The following is a 23,996-nucleotide window of genomic DNA, read 5'->3' on the forward strand; positions in this document are numbered from 1 at the left end:
AGCTACAATAGAACAGCTGATTTCCAACCACGTTACAGACTTGGATTAAGACTAAAAAGTGCGCCCACTCACCCACGTGCTTCGTACAAATACCCACATGAAACCGAACACCCTAGCCGCCTTTTACGACGCGCTTACCCCGGGGCCAGCCTCCGCAGGTGGCGTGGTACCGCCGCCGGATATGGGGCAAGGCGTGGGGCATTTTAACGTGTTCTCCTTGGCGGACCTGCACGGGACGCCCCCGATGACGTTTAGCCGGCGCGATTACTACAAAATCACGCTCTGCCGCGGGCTCAGCCAGGTGGAGTGTGCCGACCAGCCCCCGCACGTCGGCGCCAACACCTTGTTTCTGGTGACGCCGCGCGTGCCCTACCGCTGGCTGCCGCTCACCGAGGATTTTGGGGGCTACAGCTGCCTCTTCGACGATGCCTTTCTGCTGCCCGCCCGCCCCGGGGTGGTGCTGGCCGAGCTGCCGATTTTTCAGCCCGGGGCCTACCCGGTGTGGGAGGTGGCCGCGGCCGACTGCGCGGCGGTCGAGGCGATTTTTGAGAAGATGCTGCACGAGCTTGGGTCGGGCTACGCCTACAAGCACGACCTGCTGCGCACCTACCTCTGGGAGCTGATTCACCTGGTGCAGAAGCTGCAGCCGGCCCCTAGCCCGCTGGCTACCCACAGCGCCGCCGAGCGCGTAGCCACCCAATTCACGGAGCTGCTGGAGCGGCAGTTTCCACGCCTCAGTCCGCAGCCGCCGCTGCGCCTGCGCACGGCGGCCGATTACGCAGACCAATTGGCGGTGCACGTCAACCACCTCAACCGCGTGCTGAAGGAGACGACGGGCCACACCACCACGGCCCTTATTAGCCGCCGCCTCACGCAGGAAGCCAAGCTCCTGCTGCGGCAAACCACCTGGAGCGTTTCGGAGGTCGCCGATAGCCTGGGCTTTGCCGATGTGGCGCACTTCTGCACCTTTTTCAAGCGCCACGCGGGGCAGACGCCGGGCGATTTTCGGCGGGTGGTGGGGTTTGGGGTTTAAGAAATCTGTTTCTGAATTAGCAAAACGGTCGTCATGCAGAGGCTGCCCTAACATGTTTGAAATCTAAAACAGATGGGTTGATTGGCGAAGTCTACCGCCTAGCTGCCGCCCGGACCTTTGTGGCGTACCAACTACCCTCCTTATTGCAGGAGGCTAACCCCACAGGCAACATGGCAAATAAGAAAATTGCGCTGGTCACCGGCGGCAACAAAGGCATTGGTTTTGAAATAGTGCGGGGGCTGCTACAGGCGGGCTGCCGCGTGTACCTGGGGGCCCGCGAGGCCGCCAAAGGCCAGCAAGCCGCAGCGGACCTGGCCGCCGAAGGCGACGTGCGCTTCCTCGAAGTGGACCTGGGCAACCAGGCAGCGCTTGCTGCGGCAGCCGCACATCTGCAACGCGAAGAAGGCCGCCTCGACATCCTGGTGAATAACGCGGGCATCAATGCGCCCGGCGACGGCTCGCCCGCCACCGCCGACGTGCGCAGCGTGGAGCAGGTGCTGCAAACCAATTTTCTGGGCACGCTGGCCGCTACTCAGGCGTTTTTGCCGCTGGTGAAGCAGGCCGCAGCGGGGCGCATTGTCAACGTGTCGAGTCCGCTAGGCTCGCTTACCATCGTGGGGCAGCACGATTGGGCCCTGCTGGGGTATTCGGCCTCGAAGGCCGCGCTGAATATGCTTACCGTGCAGCTAGCCTATGAGCTGCGGGATACGGCCATCAAGGTAAACTCGGCTAACCCCGGCTACACGGCTACCGACCTGAACGGCTTTGCGGGCACGGACACGCCCGCGCAGGGAGCGGCCGAGGCCATTCGGCTGGCGCTGCTGCCGGCCGATGGCCCTACCGGCACAAGCTCATCTACTGCGGGCCTCCTGCCCTGGTAGGGGCTGGCCACTGGCCGCTATTTTTTACCGCCTTGCTTTTCCGAGTCGGCGGTGTAGTGCATCTTATCCATTTTCCGGTTCTGCCGGCGGTCCTGGCGGCTCAGGCCGGGCACTTTCTCGCTGTGGCGCGAGGCGCGGGGGCTGCCGCCATCGCGCGTGGCGGGCGTGCTAAGTGGCTGGGCGCCCGCCACGGTAGCCGGCGAAACGAGCACCCCGGAGGGAGCCACCACAGACCCAGCCGGGGCCACCGCGCCCGATGGCAATACGGTTTGGGCTAGGGCCACGCTGGTGCTGCAGGCAAATATGCTGGCTAGGAACAGGAAGGATTTCATAGAAGACGTGGCTAAATGAAGCGTAATTGCGCGCTGAGCCACCGCACTAGGGGGGCGGCAAGCAGCTGGTTGTTGTGCTTGGCCTGGAACACCTTTTTAAAGTTTTCCAAAGTGGGCAAATCGGCGTGAGTCAATAACTCGCGCCTTTTTGCGGCAGAGATTGCAGCGCTACTTTACACGTACGGCAAGCGGCGGTAGAACAGCCATTTTTCGGGGGCACCGGTCGCGCTTCCTACTGCTATTGCGCGCGTTATCTTGCCGGCTGGCGGCTACTAAGGCTTCTTATTCTGACCACGCGCTCCTACCCCACCCGTATGAAACTGATAGGTATACTGCTTGCCACCCTGGCACTAGGCAGCTGCAGCCAGCCCATGGATGACACCGCCGCCATCAAGCAAGTGCTGGAAAAAGAATCGGCCACCTGGCGCGCCGGCGATGTGGCGGGCCACGCCGCGTGCTGGCACATTCAGCCGTATAGCCGCATCCTGGTTTCGACGGGCGATGGCCAGGCCCTGGATATCCCACCGGCCGCCATGCTGGCGGCCTCCCCCTCGATGGGCCAGGGCGGGGCCGCCGTTAATACCAACTACAAGATGCACGTGGCGGGCACTACGGCCTGGGTGAGCCACGACGAAGAATCGACCGCGAAGGATGGCCAGAAAACGTACTCCTACGAGCTGCGGCTGCTGGAGAAAATTGACGGCCAATGGAAACTGGTGGGCCAGTCCATCCACCTGCGCAAACGTTAAACCAGCTTCGGCCTCATGCTCGACCTCGTTATTGATGCCCGTCCGGCGGCCCTGGCGCCGGGTTTTGCCGTGAGGCGCATCCTGCCCTACCGGCTGCGGCGGATGCTGGGGCCGTTTATTTTTATGGACCATGCCGGGCCGGTGCAGGTAGCCCCGGCGCAGCTGGCCAGCCTCGATGTGCTGCCGCACCCGCACATCGGGCTGAGCACGGTGAGCTACCTCTTTGGCGGGCAGGTAACGCACCGCGACTCGCTGGGCGTGGAACAGGTTATTCGCCCCGGCGAAGTAAACTGGATGACGGCCGGCGCGGGCATCACGCACTCCGAGCGGTTTGAGGACCCGGCGGCCCTGGCCGGCGGCGCGCTCGAAATGCTCCAAACCTGGGTGGCCCTGCCCGAAGCCGACGAAGAGCAGGCGCCTGCTTTCCGCAACTACCAGCCCGCCGAGCTGCCTATTTTTACCGATGCCGGCGCGTGGATGCGCCTGATTGCGGGCGAAGCCTTTGGGCTGAAAAACGCGGTAGAAACCCACTCGCCGCTGTTTTACCTGCACGTGGTGCTGCAAGCGGGGGCGCGCTTTGGGCTGCCGCGCGGCTACCCCGAGCGCGGGGCCTACGTGGCAAAGGGCAGCGTGGAGGTAAGCGGCCGGGTATACACGCCGGGCCAGCTGCTGGTATTTACGCCGGGCCTCGACCCGGTGCTGGTGGCCCGCGAGCCCAGCACCCTGATGCTGCTAGGGGGCGAGCCGCTGGGCGAGCGCTTCATCTGGTGGAATTTTGTGTCGTCGCGCCGCGAGCGCATCGAGCAGGCCAAGGCCGACTGGCAGGCCGGCCGCATGGCGCTGCCGCCCCACGACAACCACGAGTTTGTGCCCCTGCCCAGCGACCGCACCCGGCCGGCCGGCGCGGGCTCGCCGCCCCCGCAGGCACTCTCGTAGGCGGCCCCGGCCGCGTTCTTTCTGCTTCGCTACCGGCGCGCTATTGTGCCTCGTTTCCTGGCTTGCCTGGCTTAGAGCCGCAACGAGCCCAGCGTATTAGTAGGGCACGCCGGCCTCCCATTCGAGGTAAAGCCGGCGCGCATTGCGGCGCCACACCAGGGTGGTGGCCAGCGCCCAGGCGGCTAGCACAACGGCCGCCGGCCCAGGCTGCCGGCGCACGGCGGGCAGCAGCAGCGCCAGCAGCGGCAGGGCGGCGGGCAAGAGGCTATAAAGACGCAGCCAGCGGCGAAAAACCGGCAGCGTAGTGGGCCGGCCGGCGCGCGCTCCCACTGCCAAAAGCAGGCGCTGAAGCAATACCAGCATCGGTAGCCCCAGCACAATGAGGGTGGCTAGCGCGACCAGCGTTAGCGGAAACAGCAGCACCAGCAGCACCCCAAGCTTGAAATCGGGAAATAGCCCGGCGCTTACGAGGCTGCCAGCGGCCAGCAGCGCGGTAGCCAGGCCCACCATTTGCAGCCACAGATAAAGGACACGGGTGCGAAACATAGTGCGGCCAGCAGAGGCCGGGCTAGCGGCGGCATTGCCAGCGGCCACCAAGTTACCACGCGGCCTACTTTCTGGCCGCCAGCACGTCGCGCACCTTCGTCCACTGCACGTCGGGGTAGCGGTCGTTGTCGAGCGAGGTGAATTTGGGCAGGCCGGTGAACATATTGTGCAGGTACTGCATTCCCTGCCAGGGCGGAAAAACCTCGCCCGGCGCGGGTGCCAGGCGGCGCGCAATGCGTATCATGAGCTTTAGCAGCCACAGGCCACCGGCCCGCAGGCGCCCGAAGCGCCGGCCGGTGGCGGCACCGGCGGCGGCCTGCAAGTCGCGCACGGTGGCTACCTCGCCGGCCACCCGCAGGTAGCGTGGCGTGGTGGGGTCGAGGGCGGCGGCGGCGGTGAAGGCCGCCGTATCGGCCGTGGTGGTGAAGTCGAGCGGCTGGTCGGCCGAGCCCCAGTAGAGCACCCGCCTGATTTTGAAGAGGATAACCGGCGCCTGCCCGGTCAGCAGGTCCATAAACATGCCGTTGAGGATGGACGTGGCCCGGATGGGCGCCTGGTCGAGCCGGCGGCTGAACTCGCGGCGCAGGTCGAGGTTGCGGTTGCTGCCCTCGGGCAGCCTGGTGTAGTCGATGGCAAAATCGGAGGGGATAAAGCGCGGCACCCCGGCCGCCACGGCCGCATTGAGCAGCTGGGTTTGGGCATCCACAATCACCTCGCGCAGGCCCGACAGGGCCGATACCACGCAGGCGGCGCCCAGGCAGGCATCGGTGAGCGCCGACCCGTTGGCAAAGTCAACCTCCACGATGGTTGCACCGCGCTCGCGCAGTGTGCTCACTTCCGGCTTCTTATTACCTGGCCGCACCAAAGCACGCACCGCGGCGCCGCGCGCGAGCAGGGCCAGGGCAATGCGGTGGCCGAGGTCGCCGGTGGCACCGGCCAGCACTATGAGCGGGCGCTCGGAGGGCGCGCCGCCAGAGGCGGTAGTTTGGGTCGAAGTTGACATAAGCACGTTGAAAATTTCTGCTCGCGCGCAGCTGCCAGCAGGTGGCTAAGGAGAGACTTTTTATACAAAAGCCTCTGCCAGCGACTGGCAGAGGCTTTTGCAGATTTTAGCTAGCTTCGCTAAGACAGCTGTTGCCAGTTACCGGCGGGCAACTACATTTTGGTTTTGGTCTTCATCGAGCCGTCCGACGACTTCATTTTCTTGCTCTTGCGCATGGCCTTCTTGTCGCTGTGGCTCATGCCCGACATGTTGTCCATGCGGCCGCTAGTGGTAGTTGTTTGGTCGGTCGTGGAGCCGGCGCTCGGCATGTTTGTGGGGTTGCCGGTTTGGGCGCCGGGCGTGGTGCCGGGAGCTACGGTTTGGGCCAGGGCGGCGCTAGCGGTGAGGGCCAGGGCGGCGGCAAACAGGGTGGCTTTCATGACAAAGAGGATAAGTACGAGTAGGGAAAAGGATAGCAGGCCAGCTGCACTCCGGCGTATACGGGGCAAGGGCCGAACAGTTCGGCGCTGCTCATATAATTCGTTTCTATTCAGGCCACTGTCTCCAAATTTTACTTCCCCGCCCGGCTAGGCCCGCAGCATGTAGATGTGCGGAATACCGTCTTCCAGGTAGCCTTCGCCCTGCTGCACAAAGCCAAAGCTTTCGTAGAAAGCCCGGAGGTAAAGCTGGGCGCCGATTTTGATGGGCTGCGGGCCAAACAGGGCCTCGCACTGCCCCAGCGCCTGAGCCAGCAGCTGCCGGCCCAGGCCAAAGCGCCGGTAGCGCGGCGAGGTCACCACCCGCCCGATGCTGGCCTGTGCATAGCTGTGGCCGGCATCGAAGAGCCGGGCGTAGGCGGCAAGCTCGCCGGTAGCGGTGTAGCCCAGCAGGTGGTGGGCGGCCTGGTCGAGGCCGTCGATGTCCTGAAAGGCACAGGTTTGCTCTACTACAAATACTTCACTACGAAGCTGTAGCAAGGCGTAGAGTTCGGCCAGCGTGAGGCCGCCAAAGGGTTTGGTAGTCCAGGTAAGGGTCATGGGGAGGCGAAGCTAGGGCCGGCGGCGCCCGCCAGCGCCGGCGGCCACACAGCAAACCAAGCGGCCCGGCCCGGCGTTTGGGCTAGCAATACCTCCTTCCCCGCCGCCATGCCGACCATGCTCCTCGATGAAATTACGTTTGAAAACCCTTTTGTGGACGAGCTGCGCGGCGAGCCCGCCGGCCCCAGCGGCTCGCGGCAGGTGCCGGGCTACTGCTACTCGCGGGTGCGCCCCACGCCCGTGCCCGCGCCGCAGCTGCTGGCGTGGTCGGAGGAGCTAGCCGCTCGGCTAGGGCTGGCCCGGCCCGCCGAGCACAGCGCGGCGCTCAACATCTTGGCGGGCAACATTCTCACGCCCAGCATGAAGCCTTTTGCGGCGCGCTACGGCGGGCACCAGTTTGGCAACTGGGCGGGGCAGCTCGGCGACGGCCGGGCCATCTCGCTGGGCCAGGTGCCGGCCCCGGATGGTGCGCGCTGGGAAATACAATTAAAGGGCGCCGGCCCCACGCCCTATTCGCGCCGGGCCGATGGCCGGGCGGTGCTGCGCTCATCCTTGCGCGAGTTTTTGTGCAGCGAGGCCATGCACTACCTCGGCGTGCCCACCACCCGGGCCCTGAGCCTGGTGCGCACCGGCGCCGAGGTGGTGCGCGACATGTTTTACGACGGCCGCGCCGCGCCCGAGCCGGGCGCCATCGTGGCTAGGGTGGCGCCCACGTTCATTCGCTTCGGCAATTTCCAGCTGATGGCGGCCAGCGGGGAAATCGACAACCTGCAAGCGCTGGCCGACTACACCATCCGCCACCATTACCCCGAGCTGGGCGAGCCCTCGCCGGCCGTGTACGAGCAGTGGTTTGCCGAGGTGGCGCGGCGCACCGCCGTGCTGGTGGCGCACTGGATGACGGTGGGCTTCGTGCACGGCGTGCTCAATACTGATAACATGTCGATTCTGGGCCTCACCATCGACTATGGCCCCTACGGCTGGCTGGAGCCCTACGACCCCGACTGGACGCCCAATACCACCGACTTTGGCTCGCGGCGCTACGCCTTTGGCCAGCAGCCGCGCGTGGGCATGTGGAACCTCATGGCCCTGGCCCACGCGCTAGGCCCGCTGGTGGCCGACGTGCAGGCCCTGCGCCCCAGCCTCGACCGCTACGCCGATACCCTGGCCGCCACCCGGCACGAACTATTCATGCGCAAGCTCGGCCTCACGCCCCAAGAGCCCGCCGCCGACCGGGCGCTCACCGAGGCGCTACCCACCGCCCTGGCCGGCTCGCAGGTCGATATGACTATTTTCTTCCGGCAGCTGTCGCATCTTGTTCCGGCCCTGCTGGCTAGCCCTTCTCCCACCGAAGAAGATGCCCTGCTGCGCGGCTTGCTGGCGCAGGCCGCCTACGAAGCCGCCCCGGCCGAAGACCAAACCCTGCTCGACTGGCTGGCCCGCTACGCCCAGCGCCTGCGCCAGGAAACCGCCGCGCCCGAGGCCATCCAGGCCGCTATGCTGGGCGCCAACCCCAAGTACGTGCTGCGCAACTACCTGGCCCAGGCCGCCATCGAGGCCGCCGAAGCCGGCGATTTGGGGCCGCTCAATACGTTGTTTGAGGTGTTGCGCACGCCGTTCGACGAGCACCCGGCGCACGAAGCCCTGGCGGACAAGCGCCCCGACTGGGCCCGCGACAAGCCCGGCAGCGCCACGCTTTCGTGTAGCTCGTAGGCGGGCTAGGGACGTCGGTGCGGGGCCAGCTGATGCGGAAACTAGCCGGTGGTTTTTATTGAATCTTGGTTGCCCGCCGCGCTTATTACGTAAATGCAGGCGGTCGCTTTTTTCCCGCGCCCATTTTGCAATGCCCGCTTTCACCGTCGAACGCCTTTCTTTTCAGCACCTTTCGGAACTTCCTAATGCCTGGCAGTCTGCCGATTACCTGGCCCTGCTCAATCAGATTGACTACGAAAACCCGGAGGCCATCGCCCCGGCCGAGCTGGCCGACATGACGAAGATGGCCCTCACCGACCTGGAGCCCGCCGAGGCCGCCGAAGCCGTGCTGACCTACACGGCCGCCGAGGAGCTTACCAAAGGCCAGATTGACCAGCTAGCCCACCAGATGCAGACCGAAAAGCTGTGGGAGGAGAACCCCAATTTTGCGCTGCACCAGAAATTCTTCAACGCCACGCAGCTGCTCTATGACGCCTACAACGGCAAGTTTCCGCACCCGCAGGCCGTCGAGTTCAAGGTAAAAATCACCGCCTCCAGCCCCGACGACCTGGCCGCCCTCGACCACGCCACCGCCGCTACGCTGCTGCGCCTGCTAGCCCCCGGCCTCTCCGACCGCGCCTTGCTGCACCGCCTGTTCAGCGACCAGGTGGCGGGCGGCGAGTTTCCCGAAGCAGCCTCGATTCTGTGGCAGTTCACGCCCAGCGAAAAGACGGCCGACAGCGTAGTGTACGACATCATCAGCTCGGATTATTGGCTCGAAGACTTCAAGTTTGCCGATACCTACGAGGCCACGCTGCCGGCTGCGTAAGTAGCTGCTTTCGAAGTAGTAGCTTCTTAGAATAGCACGCTCTATTTAAAAAACGTCTGTCATGCTTCGGCAAGCTCAGCATGACAGACGTTTTCTTTTGTAGCTAAATCAGCTAATTCAGCCCCACCTTCCCCTTCATCGACTCAAACAGCCGGGGCGAATCGAAGCCCACGCCGTGTTTAAAGACAATTTCCATCTGGCGCAGCTGGCGGATATCTTTTTCCGGGTCGCCGTTCACCAGCACCAGGTCGGCTTGCTTGCCGGCCTCGATGGTGCCGATTTCGCGGTCGCGGCCCAGGTATTTGGCGCCGTTGAGGGTGCAGATTTGGATGGCTTGCAGGGGCGTGAAGCCACCCTCGACCAGCAGCTCTATTTCGCGGCGGTTGGCGTAGCCCGCAATGGTGCGGCCCGCGCCGGTGGGGTCGGTGCCGGCCACCAGCAGGCCGCCCGCGTCGAAGAACTGCTTTTCCCAGCCCTGCTCCTTTTTGAAGAGCGCCACGCTGGCCGAGTCCTTGCCCTGGCTAGCCTGCCAGGTCTTGGTTTCGCGCTCCTGCAATTGCGGTATGAGCGCCTCCAGGCCGCCGCCCAGCACCACCTCGCGGCCGGTGTAGGGCTCGAACACGGGCAGCGTGGAGGTTAAGGCCACCTTCTTGCTAATCAGATACTTGATAAGGTCCGTCACGGCGGGGCTGTTGGCCGGCTGGCGCAGCAGGCCCTGGCGGGCGGCGGGGTAGTCGCAGGCATCGGCCACGTGGCCGGGCGCAAAATCGGAGCTGGCCATGAAGCCGTGCTCCAGATTGTCGATGCCGATTTCGGCGGCCTCGCGGTAGGTGATGGCGCAGAGGTGGCCGGTTACCTTGAGCTGGCGGGCGTGGGCCGCGCGCACCACGGCGGCGAGGTCGGCGCGGGTGGCGTGCATGTACATCTTGAACGACGTGCAGCCCTTATCGGCCCAAAACATGGTGCTGGCGGTGGCATCGGCGGGCCCTTTAATGGTGTTCAGGGCCGGGATATCCATGCCAGGCTCCTCCATGTAGGGGGCGGTCACGTCCATGTCGGGGCCGATGAATTTGCCCTCGCCGATGAGGCGCTGAATGGCCAAATCGGTCTGCGGCTCGATGCTGCCCGCCGTGCGAATGGTAGTAGCCCCGCCCGCCAGGTAGAGCCTCGGAAACGAGTACGGCATCTGGGCAATGTTGAAGAGGCCACCCGCCGGCATGGTGTAGTAAAGGTGCTCGTGCAGCATTACCAAGCCGGGAATTAGCGTTTTGCCGGCGCAATTGATAATCTCGGCGCCAGCCGGCACCTTCACTTTTTTGCTAGCCCCCACCTGCTCGATGCGGCCGCCTCGCAGCACCACGGTTTGGTGCAGCAGCGCCGGCCGGCCGGTACCGTCGATGACTTTGGCATCGGTGAGGGCCACTACGGGCGCGCTCACTTTAATAAACTCTTTGACTTGCGGCGTGAAGGCGGGCGGCGCGGCCGGCGCCTGGGCCTGGCTGGCAGCAACGGGCGCGGCCCCGGCCAGCAGGCCTAGCAACAGACGTAAAAAGCAGGGCTTTGTCATAAAACAGCAGGGCTAGGCAGCTAAGGTCGGGAGGCGCGGGCGTTCGTGGCCGGCCGGCCGCAAAAAGCCCCGGCCCTGCGGCAAAAGTGCGCAGGGCCGGGGCGTTTACACGGGGCTAGCCGGGGGCTAGCGGCTGGCCACGCTAGGGCTGGCTTTAGCTTTAGGCTGGGCGGCCGTGGCTTTAGCGGCGCTCACGCGCCAGAGCTTGTTGCCGGCGTCGTCGGTCACGAGCAGGGCACCGTCGGGCAGGGTTACTACGCCCACGGGGCGGCCGTAGGCTTTGTCTGAGCCATCGCCCACCAAAAAACCCGTGAGAAAAGGCTCGGGCTTACCGGCCGGCTTGCCACCCTGGAAGGGCACAAACGCCACCTGGTAGCCCGAGTAGGCCGAGCGGTTCCAGGAGCCGTGCTCGCCCACGAAGGCCCCATTCTGGTACTTGGCGGGGAAGGCTTTCTTATCGTAAAAAGCGAGGCCCAGCGCGGCCACGTGCGGGCCCATCGGCACATCGGGCACAATGGCTTTTTGCACGAGGTCGGGGCGCTCGCCCTTGCGGCGCGGGTCCTCATTGGGGCCGAAATACGCATACGGCCAGCCGTAGAAGCCGCCCTGCTTCACGCTCGTGATATAGTCGGGCACCAGCTCGTCGCCCAGCTCATCGCGCTCGTTTACGGCCACCCACAGGGCCTTGGTTTCCGGGTTCCAGGCTAGCCCGATGGGGTTGCGCAGGCCGCTGGCGTAGATTTTCTCGCCCGTGCCGTCGGGGTTGATTTCGAGAATGTTAGCCCGGCGCAGCTCGTTGGCGGGGCCGTGCTCCATCACGTTCGAGCCCGAGCCCACGGTGACGAGTATCGTCTTGCCGTCGGCGCTCGAGTACAAGTTGCGGGTCCAGTGGTTGTTGTAGCCGCCCTCGGGCAGGTCCAGAATTTTTTGGCCCTTGGCCGTGATTTTAGTGTCGCCCGGCTGGTACGGAAACTTCAGCACGCCATTGGTATTGGCCACGTAAAAGCTGTTGCCCAGCACGAGCATCCCGAAGGGCTGGTTGAGGTCGGCCAGGAATACTGAGCGCAGGTCAGGCTTGCCATCGCCATTGGTGTCGCGGAAAAGCGTGATGCGGTTGGCGCTGGTGCGCTGCAACGAGCGCGACTTATCGAGGCCCAGCGTGGCGGCAATCTGCTTCTTGGTGCCTTTGGGCAGAGTGGCAGCCTCGGCCACCAGAATGTCGCCGTTGGGCGCCACGTAGGCCCAGCGCGGGCTTTGCAGCCCACCGGCAAACTCGCTCACTGTGAAGCCGGCCGGGGCGGTGGGCGTTTTGCCCGCCGGCCAGTCGATGATATCCACGCGCTTGCTCACCGACTTGGTGGCGTAGGGCGCGGGCAGGTGCACCGTCTCATCCTTGGGCGTGGTAATGGTCTGGGCCGGGTTATCGGCCTGGGCCACTTGCTTTTCCTCTTGGCTGGGGCCGCTGCTGCACGCGGCCAGCAGGCCTAGCGCCGGCAGCAGCGCGGTATATTTCGAAGACATCATGGCGTAAAATGAAAAGCGGGCCGGAGGCGGCCCCTCAGAATTTCTTCATTTTACTGCGGTGCCCCGTATTGGTTGCCTGGCGGGCAGCGTACGCTACTCTTTCACCAGGCGAGCAGTGCTGCGGGCGGCCCCACTTTCGCCCACGGCTTGCAGCAGGTAAATGCCCGGCGGCAAGCCTTCCAGGCTTAGGCTGGCCGGGCCGGTGGCGCGCTGCTCCAGCACGCGCTGGCCGGTAGCATTATAAAGCAGCAGGCGGGTAGCCCCGGCGGGCAGGCCGCTCACCTGCACCTCGTTGTGGGCGGGGTTGGGGGCTAGCAGCAGCTGGCCGGGGGCGCAGGTGGCGGCCAGGGTCACCACCGGACTGTAGGTGTAGGTGCCGTCGCGGTCCAGCATTTTGAGGCGGAAGTACCGGGTGCCGGCCAGCGGCCCCGCCGCGTAGGTGTAGGCGGCCCCGGCCGGCCGGTTTTGGCTGGGCACGGTGCCTAGCGGGGCATACGCCTGCCCGTCGACTGAAGCCTGAACCTCAAAGCTTTGGCTTTGCACTTCGCTGGCCGTGCGCCAGGCCAGCGTAGCCGCGCAGGCCGGCCCGGCCCCTAGCTCTCCCGTAAAGCTGACCAGCTGCACGGGCAGCGGCGCGGTGCACACCAGGGGCTGAAAAAAAGCGGCCGCCGCCGTATTAATAGCCACCCGGCTGGCCGCCGCGCGCGGGGCCGCGTGGTCGCCCCCGGCCAGGGTAAGCAATTGATTCAGAATACCCACGCTCGTGGCCTGCGGCTGAATGGCGCCGCTGCCGTAGAGCTTATACGAGGTGCCGTACACGCTGCCGTAGCCGTAGGGCACCACTTGGTCAGCGTCGCCGTGCACGCTGTAGAGGGGCGGGTTGCCCGCGCTCACCACCCCTAGCGTGGCCACGCCGCCGGCCAGGCTGAAGGTTCCGGCCAGGCCGCGGGCATTGTAGGTGGGTAGCAGCTGGTCGGGGGCGGGCAGGTCGGTGTTGCCTTCCAGGCCGCCGTTGTTCTGGTAGGCGGTGGTGAAGGTGGGGTCTTCGGTATCGCTGTCGATGTAAGCCGTTTGCAGGGCCGTGATGGCGCCGGCCGAGTAGCCGGCCACGATAATTTTGCTAGGGTCGATGTGGTACGTATTAGCCGTGGCCGCATCGTGCCGGAAAAAGCGCACGGCCGCCTTCATGTCGCTGCTGGCGCGCACTATCTCATCGGCCAGCAGGGCGGGGGTAAATAACACCGTAAACACGCTGTTAGGGGCCACCAGGCGGTAGTCGATGGTGGCCGTGGCGTAGCCTTTCAGGGCGAAAGCCTGGCACAGGTCGTCCATATCGGTGCGCTGCCCGCTCACAAAGGAGCCGCCGAAGGCGAAGATTATCAGCGGGCGCTGGGGCGCCGGGTCGTCGGTGGGCTCGTAAAAATCGAGCGCCAGCGTCTTCAGGGTGGAGGTGTTGTTGCTGTAATCCACCACCGAATTCTGACCGTACACAATGCCGGTGGTTTTGGTAACGGCCGCAAACACGTCGGCCGCGTAGCGGCCACTGCCGCAGGTGGTGGCGGTAGTTTGGGCCCGGGCCGGCGCACCGGCCCCGGCGGCCAGGCCCAGCAGCAGGGCCAGGATATAGAGAATTTTCATAGCTAGGGGCAAGATAATCAAGCGGTAAGGCCCGCCGCCCTACTCACCTGGGTGGTACGTGCGCTCCGCGTGTTTGGCCACGTCTTCAGGATAAAAAAGTACGTCTTTGAACTGGCCTTCGCAATACAGCGGCGCCTGGTCGCGGAAGTGGGGGCTAGCCGGCTGGCTGGCCTGGCCGCCCGTCACCACGGAGCGGGCCACCACGCGGGGCCCAAACTCGACCACCGCCACGAAGCTGTTGCCCACGCCGCCGTAGCGCTTTTTGGTGCCTGGGTAGGTATGCGCCCCAAACGCGGCCAGCGAGCCCCAGGCCGATGAGGTGAAGGCCACCGGCCGGCTCGGCTGCTGGTCGTCAAATACCTCGTCGATTTTGCCCGTCAGGCGCTGGTAGCGGTTTACCTCGCCCCAGGGCACCTGCCAGGCGCCAAAATCGCGCGTCAGCTCGGCCAGGGTTTCGGCCAGGGCAATGGCTTTTTCCTCGGGCGTGGTGTGCTCGATGATGAAGGTGGTGAAGCTGATAAAATCGGGGGCCGGGCCGGCGGGCAGGCGGGGCCGGGCCAGGCGCTGCATACGCTCGGCCCAGTAGATGGCCAGCGTCTGGGCGGTCGAGGTTTTGCTGTAATTCAGGTTCCAGGCGCGCAGCACGGGCAGGGCGGCTTCCACGCCGGGCGGCAGCGTGCCGCCGGGCTCGTCGAGCAGCAGCTGGCAGTCGCGCAGCAGCGAGGGCAGCAGCTTTTCGAAGCCAGCCAAGTGCGGGTCATCGGCCGCCGCAATCAGCGTATCGAGCGTAAACTGCTGCTTGCGGCTCAGCACCCGCACGGCATTGATGCCCCGGTAGTTTTCGGCATCGGGCGCCATGTAGCTGGGGTACTGGCTTTTGGCCGGGCTAGCGGGGCCGGCCACGGTGTAGGGCGTCGAGTTGCAGTTCTGGATAAAACCGCTGGCGGGGTCTTTCACCTGCACCAGTTCCTCTACCTTGTGCAGGCCCTGCCACTCGGTGGCCCGGGTGCTGCCATCCACGGGCTGGCTCCAGTCGTAGCCGGTGGGGCGGCGGGGCATAAAGTTGCCGTGCCAGTAGGCAATGGTGCCGGTGTTGTCGGCAAACACGGTGTTGTTGGAGGCGTTGCCATTCAGGCGCATCACCTCCCGGAAGCTGGCGTAGTCGTGGGCCTTGGTGCGCAGGTAGCTCTGCTCCAGAGCTTCGAGGGGCGTGTTCATCATTCGCACCGTCACCCACTTATCGCCCTGCTGGCCCACTACCGGGCCGTGCGGCGTGCGGTAGGTGGTGAAGGTGCGGCGGTGCCGCTGGCCATCCTTGAGGTACACCAAGCTCAGCGTATCAGTGGCCAGGGGCCGCGGCTGGCCGTCGTACTGGTACACGTACTTGCCATCCTGCTGGGCCACCGTTTCGAGGTACTCGTCCATCGAGTCGGCCTGGCTGGAGGTGTGCATCCAGCCGCACTTCTCATTGAAGCCCTGATAGATGAAGAACTGCCCCCACGTTACGGCGCCGTAGGCGTTGAGGCCCTGGGCGCTGGTCAGCTGCACCTCCGAGCGGAAGTAGAACGAGGTATGCGGATTGATGAGCAGCAGCGGATGGCCGCTGGCACTTTTGCCGGCCCCAATGGCGAAGCCGTTGGAGCCCACCGGCTCGTCCTCAGCCCGCCAGGGAGCCGGCGGCGGGAAGGGCGCCTGCCACGACGTCTTTTTGGGCTGGCTGTAAAAGGCCTTTAGCCGCTCCAGGGGCACCACGCTCACGTTGCCTCCAATGCTGCCCTCGCTGAAAAGCAGCGGCATCCAGGGCTGAAAGCGGTGCAGCAGGCGGGGCCGCACGGTGGGGTGCGTGGCCAGGTAGTAGTTGGTGCCGTCGGCAAAGGCGTGCAGCAGGTCCTTCATCCAGCGCGGGCTGCGCTGGTAAATGCCCACGGCCCGGGCCGAATCGAGGAACAGCCGCTGGCGCAGGTCCTCGTAGAGCGCTTCCTCGCCCCGCACCTCGGCCTGGCGGCCCAGCGCGGTGAGGTAGTTGTCTTCAACCCGCGCAAAATCGTCCTCGCACTGTGCGTAGAGCAGGCCAAACACGGCGTCGGCGTCGGTTTTGCCCGCAATGTGGGGCACGCCCCAGGTATCGCGCACGATGCTGATGCGCCGGGCCTGGCGCTGCCAGCGGGCCATTTCGGCGGGGGTAAAAGCCTGGGCGCTGGCGCCGGTAGCGGCCAGCAGCAAGAGGAGCGTAGAGAGTTGGCGCATCAGCAGTCGGGCCGGGGCTTGTAATTTTGCCCAAGGTCGGCCCGGCGGCAAGTTAGGTTGCCCGGCTGCCAGGTGAGGTGGGGCCGCGAACGGGCATGAAAAAAGGCGAATAGCAGAGCCATTCGCCTTTCCAACCAAAACACCTTAAAAAACTATTCTTTCACGCAGGTAGAACAAACAACCGGGCAAAAGATTCCGGCTAAACAAAGATTTTCTTTTTTAGCGGCAGTAAAAAACTGATTTTCAAGAAGTGAAAAATATGAACAGCGCACCTCAACCCCCTAGCCCCGAGTTTATGCGCGAAGCCATCGAGCTTTCGCTCACCAATATGCAGGCGGGCCGGGGCGGGCCGTTTGGCGCGGTGGTAGTGAAGGACGGGCAGATTATCGCGCGCGGCTTCAACCAGGTGACCAGCACCAACGACCCCACCTGCCACGCCGAGGTCGATGCCATCCGGAAGGCGTGCCAGGCGCTGGGCACCTTTCAGCTGGCGGGCTGCGACCTCTACACCAGCTGCGAGCCGTGCCCCATGTGCCTGGGCGCCATCTACTGGGCCCGGCCGGCGCGGGTGTTCTACGCCAATACCAAGGCCGACGCGGCCGCTATTGGCTTCGACGACCAGTTTATCTACGATGAGATAGATAAGCCGCTGGCCGAGCGCCAGCTGCCCATGCAGCAGTTCCTGCGCGAGGAGGCGCTCGTGTCGTTTCAGGCCTGGGCCGCCCGCGAGAACCGCATCGACTACTAGGGGCGGCTACGACTTCTTTGTGAAGTCGAGGTTGTATACCACGTTCAGCCGCAGGCCATTATTAAGCTCCACCACGGGCTGGCTGCTGGCCGCGTCGGGCTCGCTGTGCGAGCGCACCTGGTAGAGGTAGTTCAGCTCCAGCTTGGCATTATCGGTAAACTGATAGCCTAGCCCGCCCGAGAGGCGGTTCTGGTTGAATACATTCTGGCCCACGTTCTGGCCGAAGCCGATGAACAGCTCGTCGAAGGCCGTGAGGTAGAACTCCTTATCGTCGAGGCTGGCGCCTTGCAGCGGCAGCTCGGCTTCGAGCTGGTAGCGAATGCGGTTCTGGTATTCCCAGCGCTCCACGGGGCCTTCGCCGGTGGGGCCGCGGGCGCCTATCCAGCGCTGCTCCAGCCGGATGCGCTGGCTCAGGCCCACGCGCCCGAGCCTGTCGGCGAGCGACACGTCTTCGTAGAGGCGGTGCTCGGGGGTGGCCTGGCCGGGCACTTCGGCGTACTGGCCGTAGCGGTGGCTCTGAAAGTAGGTGTAGCCGCCCGAGGCCTTCACCCGCGCCGAGAGGGTGCGCACGAGGCCCAGGCGGGCTAGCTGCTGCTGGGGGTCGCGCAGCCAATCCACGCGCCGCCACTGGTACTCGGTGTGGATGGCCCACTTGTCGGCCACCTTGTGGTCGCCCACATACACGAGCCAGGCCAGGCTGTGAAAATCGTTGAGCCGCGCCGACTGGCCGTGGCTGGCGGGGGCTGCCGCCCCCACGAGCCCGGCCAGCAGTAGTAGTTGCTTTATCACGCTGGGCTAACAGCCGGGCGGGGCCAGGGGTTTGGCGGCGCGGCCGGGCGGCCCAATCACGTAAAGAGGCTGGCTCGCCGTACTTTGCTTTCGCCAGCGGTCGTTTGGGCCGCTGGGTGCGTATTTCTTTCCTGCCACCTCCCCCGCCATGCCTACTCCTGCCGACGTTTTTGTGCACCACGTCTTGTTTTACCTGCCCGCCACCGCCAGCGATGCCGACCGCGCCAAGCTGCTGGAAGGGTTGCAGATGCTGCGGGGCATTCCGGCCATCAGGCTGGCCCACATCGGCACGCCGGCCGCCACCAACCGCGCCGTTATCGAGCGCACCTATACCTATTCGTGGCTGTGCTTTTTTGAGAGCGCCGAGGCGGAACTCAACTACCAGCAGCACCCGATTCACGATGATTTTCGAAACCAGTATGCGCGCTACTGGGAAAAAGTCGTCATCTACGACGCGGTGGGCCCCACAGCCTGAGGCTAGCCCCACGGGCGGGGCCCAGCCTACGCCGCTGGTCAGGAATGGTGCGCCTTGCCACTGCGCAGCGGATGGCTAGCGCTCCAGCAGGATTTCCGACCCTAAAAGCACCAGGTCTACCCGGCCTTTCAGCGTCTGGTCGATAAAGGGCGTGTTCTGGGACTTGGATTTCATGAAGTCCCGCGTGAAGGTCGTTTCCGCCTCGGTATCGAACAGCACGCAATTAGCTTCTTGACCGACTTCGATGGCGGGCACCGGCAGGCCCATCAGGCGGCGGGGCTCGGCCGAGTAACGCTTCACCACCAGGTCCCACCCAAATTTGCCGGGCCCGACGAAGAAGTGGTGGAGCGACACCAGGGCCGTATCCAGGCCGGTGATGCCGTTGGGCGCGCTCAGGAAATCCTGGGCTTTTTCGAACGGCGTGTGCGGCGCGTGGTCGGTGGCAATGAGGTCGAAGACGCCCTCGATGAGCCCTTCGAGCAGGGCGTCGCAATCGGCCTGCGTGCGCAGCGGCGGGTTCATCTTGTAGTTGGTGTCGTAGTCGCCGATGTGCTCGTCGGTGAACAGCAGGTGGTGCGGGGCCACTTCGGCCGTCACCTGCACATCGCCGCGCGATTTCCACCAGCGGATGGTTTCCATGCCGAGCTTGCTCGACACGTGCTGGATGTGCACGTGCGCGCCCGCCGCCCGGGCCAGCCGGATGTCGCGGTCGATAATAATCTCTTCGGCGCACGCCGGCGAGCCCTTGATGCCGAGCCGGTAGCTCATCACCCCTTCGTTGAGGGCGCGCGGCCCGGCCAGCTCCGGCACCTCGCAGTGGCTGGCGAAAAACATCCCGAACTCGGTGGCGTACTGCATGGCCCGCAGCAGCACCGCCGGGTCGTTGGTGGTGTCGCCGTCGTCGGTGAGCATCTTCACCCCGAGGCCGCGCATCCCCTCAATTTCGGCCAGCTCCCGGCCCTCGCGGTTCTTGGTAACGCAGCCGGAAGTGTACACCGGAATGCGCGAGCGGTCCTTGGCATTTTCCAGCACGGTGGCCACGGTAGTGGCCGAGTCGAGGGCCGGGCGGGTGTTCGGCATCATCACCACGCCGGTTACGCCGCCGTTGATGGCCGCCTCGCTGCCCGTGGTAATGGTTTCCTTGTTCTCAAAGCCGGGGGCGCGGAAATGGACGTGGGCATCGAACATGCCCGGCATCAGCACCCGGCCGCGCGCGTCGATGACCCGGGCGCCCTCGGGAATGGCCAGGCTGCGGCCGATGTCCTGAATTTTTCCTTCGACAATCAGAACATCGCCCTCAGCAAGCACGGGTGAATGTTCGGAAGCGATGCGGGCATTTTGAAGGAGAAGCATGAAGTAATAATGGCTGTAAACCGGCTAGGGGTATGGGAGAGATAAAGGAAGATAAAGGCCGCCGCCGCGGCCGGCGCTTATGATATAACCGCCTTTGAGCCAGCCCGCTGCTGCGTGGCATAAGTCGATTCCTGCTTCGGAAACTCCCCGCCCGGCGTGAGCCAGTCGAGCACGGCCATGCGGATGGAGATGCCGTTTTCGACCTGGTTGGTGATGAGGCTGCGCTCGTAGTCCATCACGGCGTCGCACAGCTCGACCCCCCGGTTTACGGGGCCGGGGTGCATGATGTAGAGGCCGCGGTCGCGGATTTCGGCCAGCCGGGTATTAGTGATGCCGTACACCCGGTGGTATTCGCGCACGCTGGGAAAAAACTGCACGTCCTGGCGCTCCAGCTGCACGCGCAGCAGGTACACCACATCGGGCGCCCAGGCCAGGGCCGCCTCGTAGTCGGTGAAGCGGCGAATGCTGGCCGGCACGTACTTGGGCACCAGCGAGCCCGGGCCGAGGTAAGCGACCTCGATGCCCAGCTTTTGCAGCAGCGTGCTAGTGGAGCGCGCCACGCGCGAGTGCAGAATATCGCCGATGATGAGGACTTTTTTGCCCCGGGGGTCGGGAAATTTCTCCTTGATGGTGAAGGCGTCGAGCAGGGCCTGGGTGGGGTGCTCGTGCGCCCCGTCGCCGGCGTTGATGACCGAGGCCGTGGTTTGGCGGGCAATCATGCCGGGCAGGCCCGAGTGGCTGTGGCGCACCACAATGTAGTCGGTGCGCATGGCCTGGAGCGTCTCAATCGTTTCGCGCACCGACTCGCCTTTGGTGATGGAGGAGTGGGCGACGTCGAAATTCGTGACTTCCGCCGAGAGGCGCTTGGCCGCGACCTCGAACGAGGAGTGCGTGCGGGTGCTGGCCTCGTAGAACAGCATGAGCACGGACTTGCCCTCGAGGGCGGGAATTTTCTTCACCGAGTGGGAGAACAGTTTTTTGAACGACGTGGATTGGTCGAGCAAAAACTCGATTTCCTCCCGGTGGAGGGAGGCGATGTCGAGCAGGTCTTTACGTGCCATACCGATAGTGAGGTAAAATGAGATTAACTAGCTGAAACGGATAAGAAGAAGGCTTATCGGCCCCGCCCTGCGGCGGGCAGGCTGCCTGGCGGCGCGGCGGCCGCCCAACTCAGCGGGCATAAAAAAACCGTTTCGGAATCCGAAACGGTGGCGGGGCAGCAAGCAGAAAAAATAACGGAAATACCAAAGGCAAAATCGGGAAAACCAATGGAGGCGAAGACCTTCCGGCTCACCCGCGGCTCCCGGCCGAGCAGGGTTCCGCGCTTCATCAACAGGTTTTTTGGTTGAAGCATGGTGCAAAGCTACGGTATTGTTACGTACTCTTTGAGCATGTTCGGCAAGGATTTTCGCGGAGGCCAGCGCCTGGGCGAGCAACGAGCCCTCGGCTTGGTGCGCCGTGCGGAAGTGTTTCGGGCCGCTCGTGTGCGCCAAAGGCTGGGCCCGAATGCCCCTGGGCCCGCGCTCGGCAGTGAGCCTGGGCCTGGCTTCTACCTCCCGCAGCAGCATTACCTGGGGCCCGCAGCGGGGGCCGCTGTACAATGCTGGCTAGTAGCCGCCGGGGCCGGCATTCGCTGACCAAAAAGCAGGCTAGGGCCGGCCCCACGCCCTGGCGCCGGGCGAGGTGGCCGGTGGCCGCAGCGGGGCTACGAAGGCGGCGGGGCTACCAGGTGAAAATACCTGTTTTGAAAGTTAAGTATATATACGCTAGCGCGATAAGCAGGGCCGTTCGTCTCTTTGTGGCAGGCCAGGTGCTGGCTTTTTCGCCCGCCTGCCTTTTCGCCCTTCCTTTTTTTCCTGCTCCATGACCCCCACTACCTCCACCCTCCAGTGGCCCCGCACCAGTTCAGCGTGGCCAACCAAGCGCTCAACCCGGCCAGCAGTGGCACGAGCGGCCAGCTTTTAAAGCTCAACAGCGCGGCGCAGGCCATCGCCAACCAAGCGCAGTTTCCGACCATTCCGGCCGTGCCCACGCTGGCTAGCCTCAATACCCACCTGGCAACGGCCCAGGGGCACGCCAATGCCTGGCTCAACACTTACAGCGGCAGTGTGCTGGACACGCTGCAAGGGGTGGTGACGTTTGGCGAGCTATTCACCAAGCTTTATAACCCGCTGCACGCGGCGGCGGTGGCGCTGGGCACGCAGAGCGGCTTCGCCCCCAACCAGCGCCTGATTCAGGCGCTGCAACAGTAGGTGCAGGGCGAGCAGCGCAAGGTGCAGGGCGTGGCCCGGGAGTTTCGCACTTTGGCCAATGGCTTCGGGCTGCTGCTCACCGTGGCAGGGGCCCCGTCGGCGGGCTTCTTCACCAGCCAGGTGATGGCGGCCAGCAAATTTTGGGGCGATGTGCCGGCCGACTGCCAGACCTGGCTGGCCGCCGCGGCCGGGTTCGGCACCGCCGCCGATGCCCCGGCCCTGCGGCGCCAGGCCGGGGCCTAGCCCGCCCGCCAGGCTTGGCAGCAGGCCGGCACCTGCTGCGCCGGCCTGCTGCCGCCCCCGCCCCGGTGTGTGACGGTATGCGGGCCGCCCCGGGTTGCCGGGGGCCGGTTAAACAAGGAAATCGCTGACCCGCTCCGCCTGAGCGTGTGCACCCTGAAATACCCCCGCAGCCAGCAAGCTGCCGTTGCTAGCCGGCCGCCGCCGCTCCCGGCCTCCCGCCAGCGGCGGCGCTGACCGGCCCGGCCGCTCCCGTGCGAACCAGCGCTAGCCCCAGTGCCCCTGCGCCGGGCGGCCAGGCACTTTTACCTCCAGGCGGGGGCGCCGGCCAGGAGCGGTTGCTTTTCGGTTTAAAAACTTGAAAATAAGTGATTTGTAGGTTATGCAAGCCGTACCCATGACTCCTTCCTTCCTCGTTATTCCGGGCTCGGCACCGCAGGCGGTGGGCACGCTGGCGGGCTATCCCAACCCCGCCCGGCTGCTCACGGTAGAGCTGCTGCTGCGCCGCCCGGCGGCCACTCCCGAGCTGACGGCCCGCCTGGCCGCGCTGCTGAGCGCGCCGCCCCACCTGCGCACCTACCCCTCGCACGACGAGCTGACGCAGCTGCTGGGCACTACCCCGGCCGACCTGGCCACCGTAGCCGACTACTACCAGGGCCGGCAGCTCCAGGTGCAGCGCAGCTGCCTGCTCACGGGCAGCCTCACGCTTACGGGCACCGTGCAGGCCGTGGAGCAGGCCTTCCACACCCGCGTGGCCGTGTTGCAGAGCGCGGGGCAGCCCCCGTTTCTGGCGGGCCTTACTCCCCTGCTGATGCCGCCCGCCCTGGCAGGCCTGGTGCGGCAGGCGCAGCCCCTGGAGCGGCCTGTGCGCCGCGAGTCGCGCCGCCCGGCCCGCCTGCGCCGCCCGCTGCCAGCGGGCGAGGGCAGCCCCCCGCCCGCCGACGACCACGCAACCACCATGCCCCCCGGCTACACCCCGCAGGAACTGGCCCGCGCCTACGCCTTCCCGGCCGGGCTGGCGGGCGAAGGGCAAACCATCGGCTTTGTGGAGCTGGGCGGCAAGCTCAACCAGGGCGACCTAAAGGAATTTTTTGCGGAGGCCGGCCTCAAGAAGCCGAAAATAGTGGAGGTGGGTACCCCCCCGCCCACCGGCCCGGCCGCCACTAGCCTGCTCGACAACGCGGAGGTGGCCCTGGACCTGGAGGTGGCCGGGGCGCTGGCCCCGCAGGCCCGCCTGGTGGTGTACTACGGCAGCACGCTGCTGGAGGCGCTGCGGGCCGTGGTGGGCGATGCCGCCAACCACCCCGCCGTGGTGTCGGTGAGCTGGGCCGGGTCGGAATACTACTACCCGGCGGCCGACGTGCAGGAAATGAACGAGCTGCTGTATCTGGCCGCGATGCTGGGCATCACGGTGCTGGCCGCCTCGGCCGACCACGGGGCCTACAACCAGCTGGGGGTGCCCAACGTTTCGCTGCCCGCTTCCAGCCCCCTGGTGCTGGGCTGCGGGGGCACCGTGCCCACCATCACCGACGCGCAGCTGCTGGCCGAGGTGGTGTGGAACGAGCTGGGCGGGCAGTGGGCCACGGGAGGCGGCTATAGTACGCTGTATGCCCAGCCGGCCTACCAGCAGGCGGCCGCCAGCCACTATCCCTACCAGCACAGCCCTTGGCGGGGCGTGCCCGACCTGGCCGCCGATGCCAGCCTGCTGCAAGGCTACCGCACCGTGTTTGGCGGGCAGCCGGTGGTGGCGGGCGGCACCAGCGCGGCCACACCCTTCTTGGCTACGCTGGTGCTGCTGCTGGGCCAGCGCCTGGGCTACCGCCTGGGCTTCCTCAACGCGGTGCTCTACGGCTTGGCCGGGTCGGTGGTCTTCCGCCCCATCACGCAGGGCAACAACCAGCTGTACTGGGCCGCCCCCGTCTGGAACCCCTGCACCGGCCTGGGCAGCCCCGTGGGCGAGCAGCTGCTGGCGGCCTTGCAGGCCCTGGCGCACCCGCCCACGCCCACGCCAGATGCCGGCGCGACGCTGCTCGCCCCCCCGGCCGCCGAGGCTACCCCGCCCGCTCTGGATGAAGAAACGCCGACCGGGCCGGCCGGCGAGCCACCGGCCACTACCTGACTTACTGCAAAAGGCCTTTGCATTTTTTCT

General features: G+C 65.4%; 24 protein-coding genes. 11 read left to right on the forward strand and 13 right to left on the reverse strand.

All coding sequences use genetic code 11. The annotated features are described in order from the left end of the window. Nucleotides 1-97 precede the first annotated feature (97 nt). Nucleotides 98-1,033: a helix-turn-helix domain-containing protein gene (locus Q5H89_RS02405; RefSeq protein ID WP_305017696.1), complete on the forward strand. Its 936-nt coding sequence runs from the start codon at nucleotides 98-100 to the stop codon at nucleotides 1,031-1,033. Nucleotides 1,034-1,203: 170 nt separating this feature from the next. Further along, complete coding sequence (locus tag Q5H89_RS02410; protein WP_305017697.1) at nucleotides 1,204-1,914, forward strand: SDR family oxidoreductase; 711 nt, start codon at nucleotides 1,204-1,206, stop codon at nucleotides 1,912-1,914. A 17-nt stretch (nucleotides 1,915-1,931) separates the two neighbouring features. On the opposite strand, the gene Q5H89_RS02415 is transcribed toward Q5H89_RS02410, so the two are convergent. Further along, on the reverse strand, nucleotides 1,932-2,246 hold the full coding sequence (locus tag Q5H89_RS02415) for a hypothetical protein (RefSeq protein ID WP_305017698.1): 315 nt from the start codon (nucleotides 2,244-2,246) through the stop codon (nucleotides 1,932-1,934). Nucleotides 2,247-2,560: 314 nt separating this feature from the next. Between Q5H89_RS02415 and Q5H89_RS02420 the strand changes: the two genes are divergently transcribed. Next, nucleotides 2,561-2,995 (forward strand): nuclear transport factor 2 family protein, encoded by a 435-nt coding sequence (locus Q5H89_RS02420; protein ID WP_305017699.1) that lies wholly within the window; start codon nucleotides 2,561-2,563, stop codon nucleotides 2,993-2,995. A gap of 15 nt (nucleotides 2,996-3,010) precedes the next feature. Next, nucleotides 3,011-3,931, forward strand: a complete 921-nt coding sequence (locus tag Q5H89_RS02425) for a pirin family protein (RefSeq protein WP_305017700.1) — start codon at nucleotides 3,011-3,013, stop codon at nucleotides 3,929-3,931. A gap of 96 nt (nucleotides 3,932-4,027) precedes the next feature. Here Q5H89_RS02425 and Q5H89_RS02430 read toward each other — a convergent pair whose 3' ends face one another. The 4 genes from Q5H89_RS02430 to Q5H89_RS02445 all read right to left on the reverse strand — a co-directional run bounded on the left by Q5H89_RS02430 (nucleotide 4,028) and on the right by Q5H89_RS02445 (nucleotide 6,496). Then, a complete protein-coding gene (locus tag Q5H89_RS02430) occupies nucleotides 4,028-4,477 on the reverse strand; it encodes a hypothetical protein (RefSeq protein WP_305017701.1) in 450 nt (149 codons plus the stop codon). Between the two features lie 64 nt (nucleotides 4,478-4,541). Continuing rightward, the gene (locus tag Q5H89_RS02435; protein WP_305017702.1) at nucleotides 4,542-5,480 is read right to left on the reverse strand and encodes an NmrA family NAD(P)-binding protein; all 939 of its coding nucleotides are present in this window, start codon (nucleotides 5,478-5,480) and stop codon (nucleotides 4,542-4,544) included. Nucleotides 5,481-5,632: 152 nt separating this feature from the next. Continuing rightward, nucleotides 5,633-5,899, reverse strand: a complete 267-nt coding sequence (locus Q5H89_RS02440) for a hypothetical protein (protein ID WP_305017703.1) — start codon at nucleotides 5,897-5,899, stop codon at nucleotides 5,633-5,635. Nucleotides 5,900-6,046: 147 nt separating this feature from the next. Further along, nucleotides 6,047-6,496: a GNAT family N-acetyltransferase gene (locus tag Q5H89_RS02445; RefSeq protein ID WP_305017704.1), complete on the reverse strand. Its 450-nt coding sequence runs from the start codon at nucleotides 6,494-6,496 to the stop codon at nucleotides 6,047-6,049. Between the two features lie 108 nt (nucleotides 6,497-6,604). Between Q5H89_RS02445 and Q5H89_RS02450 the strand changes: the two genes are divergently transcribed. Both Q5H89_RS02450 and Q5H89_RS02455 read left to right on the forward strand, forming a co-directional pair. Next, the gene (locus Q5H89_RS02450; protein WP_305017705.1) at nucleotides 6,605-8,206 is read left to right on the forward strand and encodes a protein adenylyltransferase SelO; all 1,602 of its coding nucleotides are present in this window, start codon (nucleotides 6,605-6,607) and stop codon (nucleotides 8,204-8,206) included. A gap of 130 nt (nucleotides 8,207-8,336) precedes the next feature. Then, nucleotides 8,337-9,014, forward strand: coding sequence for a hypothetical protein (locus Q5H89_RS02455; RefSeq protein WP_305017706.1), 678 nt, complete (start codon nucleotides 8,337-8,339; stop codon nucleotides 9,012-9,014). 112 nt (nucleotides 9,015-9,126) lie between these two features. Here Q5H89_RS02455 and Q5H89_RS02460 read toward each other — a convergent pair whose 3' ends face one another. From Q5H89_RS02460 to Q5H89_RS02475, 4 genes are all read right to left on the reverse strand, one after another. Beyond that, nucleotides 9,127-10,581, reverse strand: coding sequence for an amidohydrolase family protein (locus Q5H89_RS02460; RefSeq protein WP_305017707.1), 1,455 nt, complete (start codon nucleotides 10,579-10,581; stop codon nucleotides 9,127-9,129). Nucleotides 10,582-10,707: 126 nt separating this feature from the next. Continuing rightward, the gene (locus tag Q5H89_RS02465; protein ID WP_449271976.1) at nucleotides 10,708-12,105 is read right to left on the reverse strand and encodes a PQQ-dependent sugar dehydrogenase; all 1,398 of its coding nucleotides are present in this window, start codon (nucleotides 12,103-12,105) and stop codon (nucleotides 10,708-10,710) included. Nucleotides 12,106-12,198: 93 nt separating this feature from the next. Then, entirely contained in the window at nucleotides 12,199-13,743 is a 1,545-nt protein-coding gene (locus tag Q5H89_RS02470) for a T9SS type A sorting domain-containing protein (protein WP_305017708.1), read from the reverse strand. A 39-nt stretch (nucleotides 13,744-13,782) separates the two neighbouring features. Next, nucleotides 13,783-15,990, reverse strand: a complete 2,208-nt coding sequence (locus tag Q5H89_RS02475) for a penicillin acylase family protein (RefSeq protein WP_305017709.1) — start codon at nucleotides 15,988-15,990, stop codon at nucleotides 13,783-13,785. A gap of 259 nt (nucleotides 15,991-16,249) precedes the next feature. Between Q5H89_RS02475 and Q5H89_RS02480 the strand changes: the two genes are divergently transcribed. Beyond that, entirely contained in the window at nucleotides 16,250-16,738 is a 489-nt protein-coding gene (locus Q5H89_RS02480; RefSeq protein WP_305017947.1) for a nucleoside deaminase, read from the forward strand. A 6-nt stretch (nucleotides 16,739-16,744) separates the two neighbouring features. On the opposite strand, the gene Q5H89_RS02485 is transcribed toward Q5H89_RS02480, so the two are convergent. Beyond that, a complete protein-coding gene (locus tag Q5H89_RS02485; RefSeq protein WP_305017710.1) occupies nucleotides 16,745-17,527 on the reverse strand; it encodes a DUF2490 domain-containing protein in 783 nt (260 codons plus the stop codon). 148 nt (nucleotides 17,528-17,675) lie between these two features. On the opposite strand from Q5H89_RS02485, the gene Q5H89_RS02490 reads away from it, so the two are divergent. Further along, nucleotides 17,676-18,002, forward strand: coding sequence for a Dabb family protein (locus Q5H89_RS02490; protein ID WP_305017711.1), 327 nt, complete (start codon nucleotides 17,676-17,678; stop codon nucleotides 18,000-18,002). 75 nt (nucleotides 18,003-18,077) lie between these two features. Here the strand turns inward: Q5H89_RS02490 and Q5H89_RS02495 are convergent, their stop codons facing one another. The 3 genes from Q5H89_RS02495 to Q5H89_RS02505 form a co-directional block, all read right to left on the reverse strand. Further along, nucleotides 18,078-19,355 carry a dihydroorotase gene (locus Q5H89_RS02495; protein ID WP_305017712.1) on the reverse strand — a complete coding sequence of 426 codons (1,278 nt, stop codon included), beginning with the start codon at nucleotides 19,353-19,355 and terminating at the stop codon, nucleotides 18,078-18,080. A gap of 77 nt (nucleotides 19,356-19,432) precedes the next feature. Further along, complete coding sequence (locus Q5H89_RS02500) at nucleotides 19,433-20,416, reverse strand: aspartate carbamoyltransferase catalytic subunit (RefSeq protein WP_305017713.1); 984 nt, start codon at nucleotides 20,414-20,416, stop codon at nucleotides 19,433-19,435. A 53-nt stretch (nucleotides 20,417-20,469) separates the two neighbouring features. After that, complete coding sequence (locus Q5H89_RS02505) at nucleotides 20,470-20,709, reverse strand: hypothetical protein (protein ID WP_305017714.1); 240 nt, start codon at nucleotides 20,707-20,709, stop codon at nucleotides 20,470-20,472. A 535-nt stretch (nucleotides 20,710-21,244) separates the two neighbouring features. On the opposite strand from Q5H89_RS02505, the gene Q5H89_RS02510 reads away from it, so the two are divergent. The 3 genes from Q5H89_RS02510 (at nucleotide 21,245) to Q5H89_RS02520 (ending at nucleotide 23,966) form a co-directional block, all read left to right on the forward strand. After that, complete coding sequence (locus tag Q5H89_RS02510; RefSeq protein WP_305017715.1) at nucleotides 21,245-21,607, forward strand: HBL/NHE enterotoxin family protein; 363 nt, start codon at nucleotides 21,245-21,247, stop codon at nucleotides 21,605-21,607. Next, nucleotides 21,608-21,850 carry a hypothetical protein gene (locus Q5H89_RS02515; protein WP_305017716.1) on the forward strand — a complete coding sequence of 81 codons (243 nt, stop codon included), beginning with the start codon at nucleotides 21,608-21,610 and terminating at the stop codon, nucleotides 21,848-21,850. A gap of 394 nt (nucleotides 21,851-22,244) precedes the next feature. Further along, the gene (locus Q5H89_RS02520; protein ID WP_305017717.1) at nucleotides 22,245-23,966 is read left to right on the forward strand and encodes a S53 family peptidase; all 1,722 of its coding nucleotides are present in this window, start codon (nucleotides 22,245-22,247) and stop codon (nucleotides 23,964-23,966) included. Nucleotides 23,967-23,996: the final 30 nt, after the last annotated feature.

Origin of the sequence: Hymenobacter cheonanensis, assembly GCF_030581075.1 — a bacterium.
In the GTDB taxonomy this organism is placed as follows: Bacteria; Bacteroidota; Bacteroidia; order Cytophagales; family Hymenobacteraceae; genus Hymenobacter.

Excerpts from the sequence above, each read along its gene's own strand:
- Q5H89_RS02415 (WP_305017698.1), bottom strand. The coding sequence starts at position 2,246 with ATGAAATCCTTCCTGTTCCTAGCCAGCATATTTGCCTGCAGCACCAGC.
- Q5H89_RS02520 (WP_305017717.1), top strand. The coding sequence starts at position 22,245 with ATGACTCCTTCCTTCCTCGTTATTCCGGGCTCGGCACCGCAGGCGGTG.
- Q5H89_RS02480 (WP_305017947.1), top strand. The coding sequence starts at position 16,250 with ATGAACAGCGCACCTCAACCCCCTAGCCCCGAGTTTATGCGCGAAGCC.
- Q5H89_RS02460 (WP_305017707.1), bottom strand. The coding sequence starts at position 10,581 with ATGACAAAGCCCTGCTTTTTACGTCTGTTGCTAGGCCTGCTGGCCGGG.
- Q5H89_RS02410 (WP_305017697.1), top strand. The coding sequence starts at position 1,204 with ATGGCAAATAAGAAAATTGCGCTGGTCACCGGCGGCAACAAAGGCATT.
- Q5H89_RS02450 (WP_305017705.1), top strand. The coding sequence starts at position 6,605 with ATGCCGACCATGCTCCTCGATGAAATTACGTTTGAAAACCCTTTTGTG.
- Q5H89_RS02420 (WP_305017699.1), top strand. The coding sequence starts at position 2,561 with ATGAAACTGATAGGTATACTGCTTGCCACCCTGGCACTAGGCAGCTGC.
- Q5H89_RS02430 (WP_305017701.1), bottom strand. The coding sequence starts at position 4,477 with ATGTTTCGCACCCGTGTCCTTTATCTGTGGCTGCAAATGGTGGGCCTG.
- Q5H89_RS02455 (WP_305017706.1), top strand. The coding sequence starts at position 8,337 with ATGCCCGCTTTCACCGTCGAACGCCTTTCTTTTCAGCACCTTTCGGAA.
- Q5H89_RS02490 (WP_305017711.1), top strand. The coding sequence starts at position 17,676 with ATGCCTACTCCTGCCGACGTTTTTGTGCACCACGTCTTGTTTTACCTG.
- Q5H89_RS02475 (WP_305017709.1), bottom strand. The coding sequence starts at position 15,990 with ATGCGCCAACTCTCTACGCTCCTCTTGCTGCTGGCCGCTACCGGCGCC.
- Q5H89_RS02425 (WP_305017700.1), top strand. The coding sequence starts at position 3,011 with ATGCTCGACCTCGTTATTGATGCCCGTCCGGCGGCCCTGGCGCCGGGT.
- Q5H89_RS02435 (WP_305017702.1), bottom strand. The coding sequence starts at position 5,480 with ATGTCAACTTCGACCCAAACTACCGCCTCTGGCGGCGCGCCCTCCGAG.
- Q5H89_RS02500 (WP_305017713.1), bottom strand. The coding sequence starts at position 20,416 with ATGGCACGTAAAGACCTGCTCGACATCGCCTCCCTCCACCGGGAGGAA.
- Q5H89_RS02470 (WP_305017708.1), bottom strand. The coding sequence starts at position 13,743 with ATGAAAATTCTCTATATCCTGGCCCTGCTGCTGGGCCTGGCCGCCGGG.
- Q5H89_RS02465 (WP_449271976.1), bottom strand. The coding sequence starts at position 12,105 with ATGATGTCTTCGAAATATACCGCGCTGCTGCCGGCGCTAGGCCTGCTG.
- Q5H89_RS02495 (WP_305017712.1), bottom strand. The coding sequence starts at position 19,355 with ATGCTTCTCCTTCAAAATGCCCGCATCGCTTCCGAACATTCACCCGTG.
- Q5H89_RS02440 (WP_305017703.1), bottom strand. The coding sequence starts at position 5,899 with ATGAAAGCCACCCTGTTTGCCGCCGCCCTGGCCCTCACCGCTAGCGCC.
- Q5H89_RS02405 (WP_305017696.1), top strand. The coding sequence starts at position 98 with ATGAAACCGAACACCCTAGCCGCCTTTTACGACGCGCTTACCCCGGGG.
- Q5H89_RS02445 (WP_305017704.1), bottom strand. The coding sequence starts at position 6,496 with ATGACCCTTACCTGGACTACCAAACCCTTTGGCGGCCTCACGCTGGCC.
- Q5H89_RS02505 (WP_305017714.1), bottom strand. The coding sequence starts at position 20,709 with ATGCTTCAACCAAAAAACCTGTTGATGAAGCGCGGAACCCTGCTCGGC.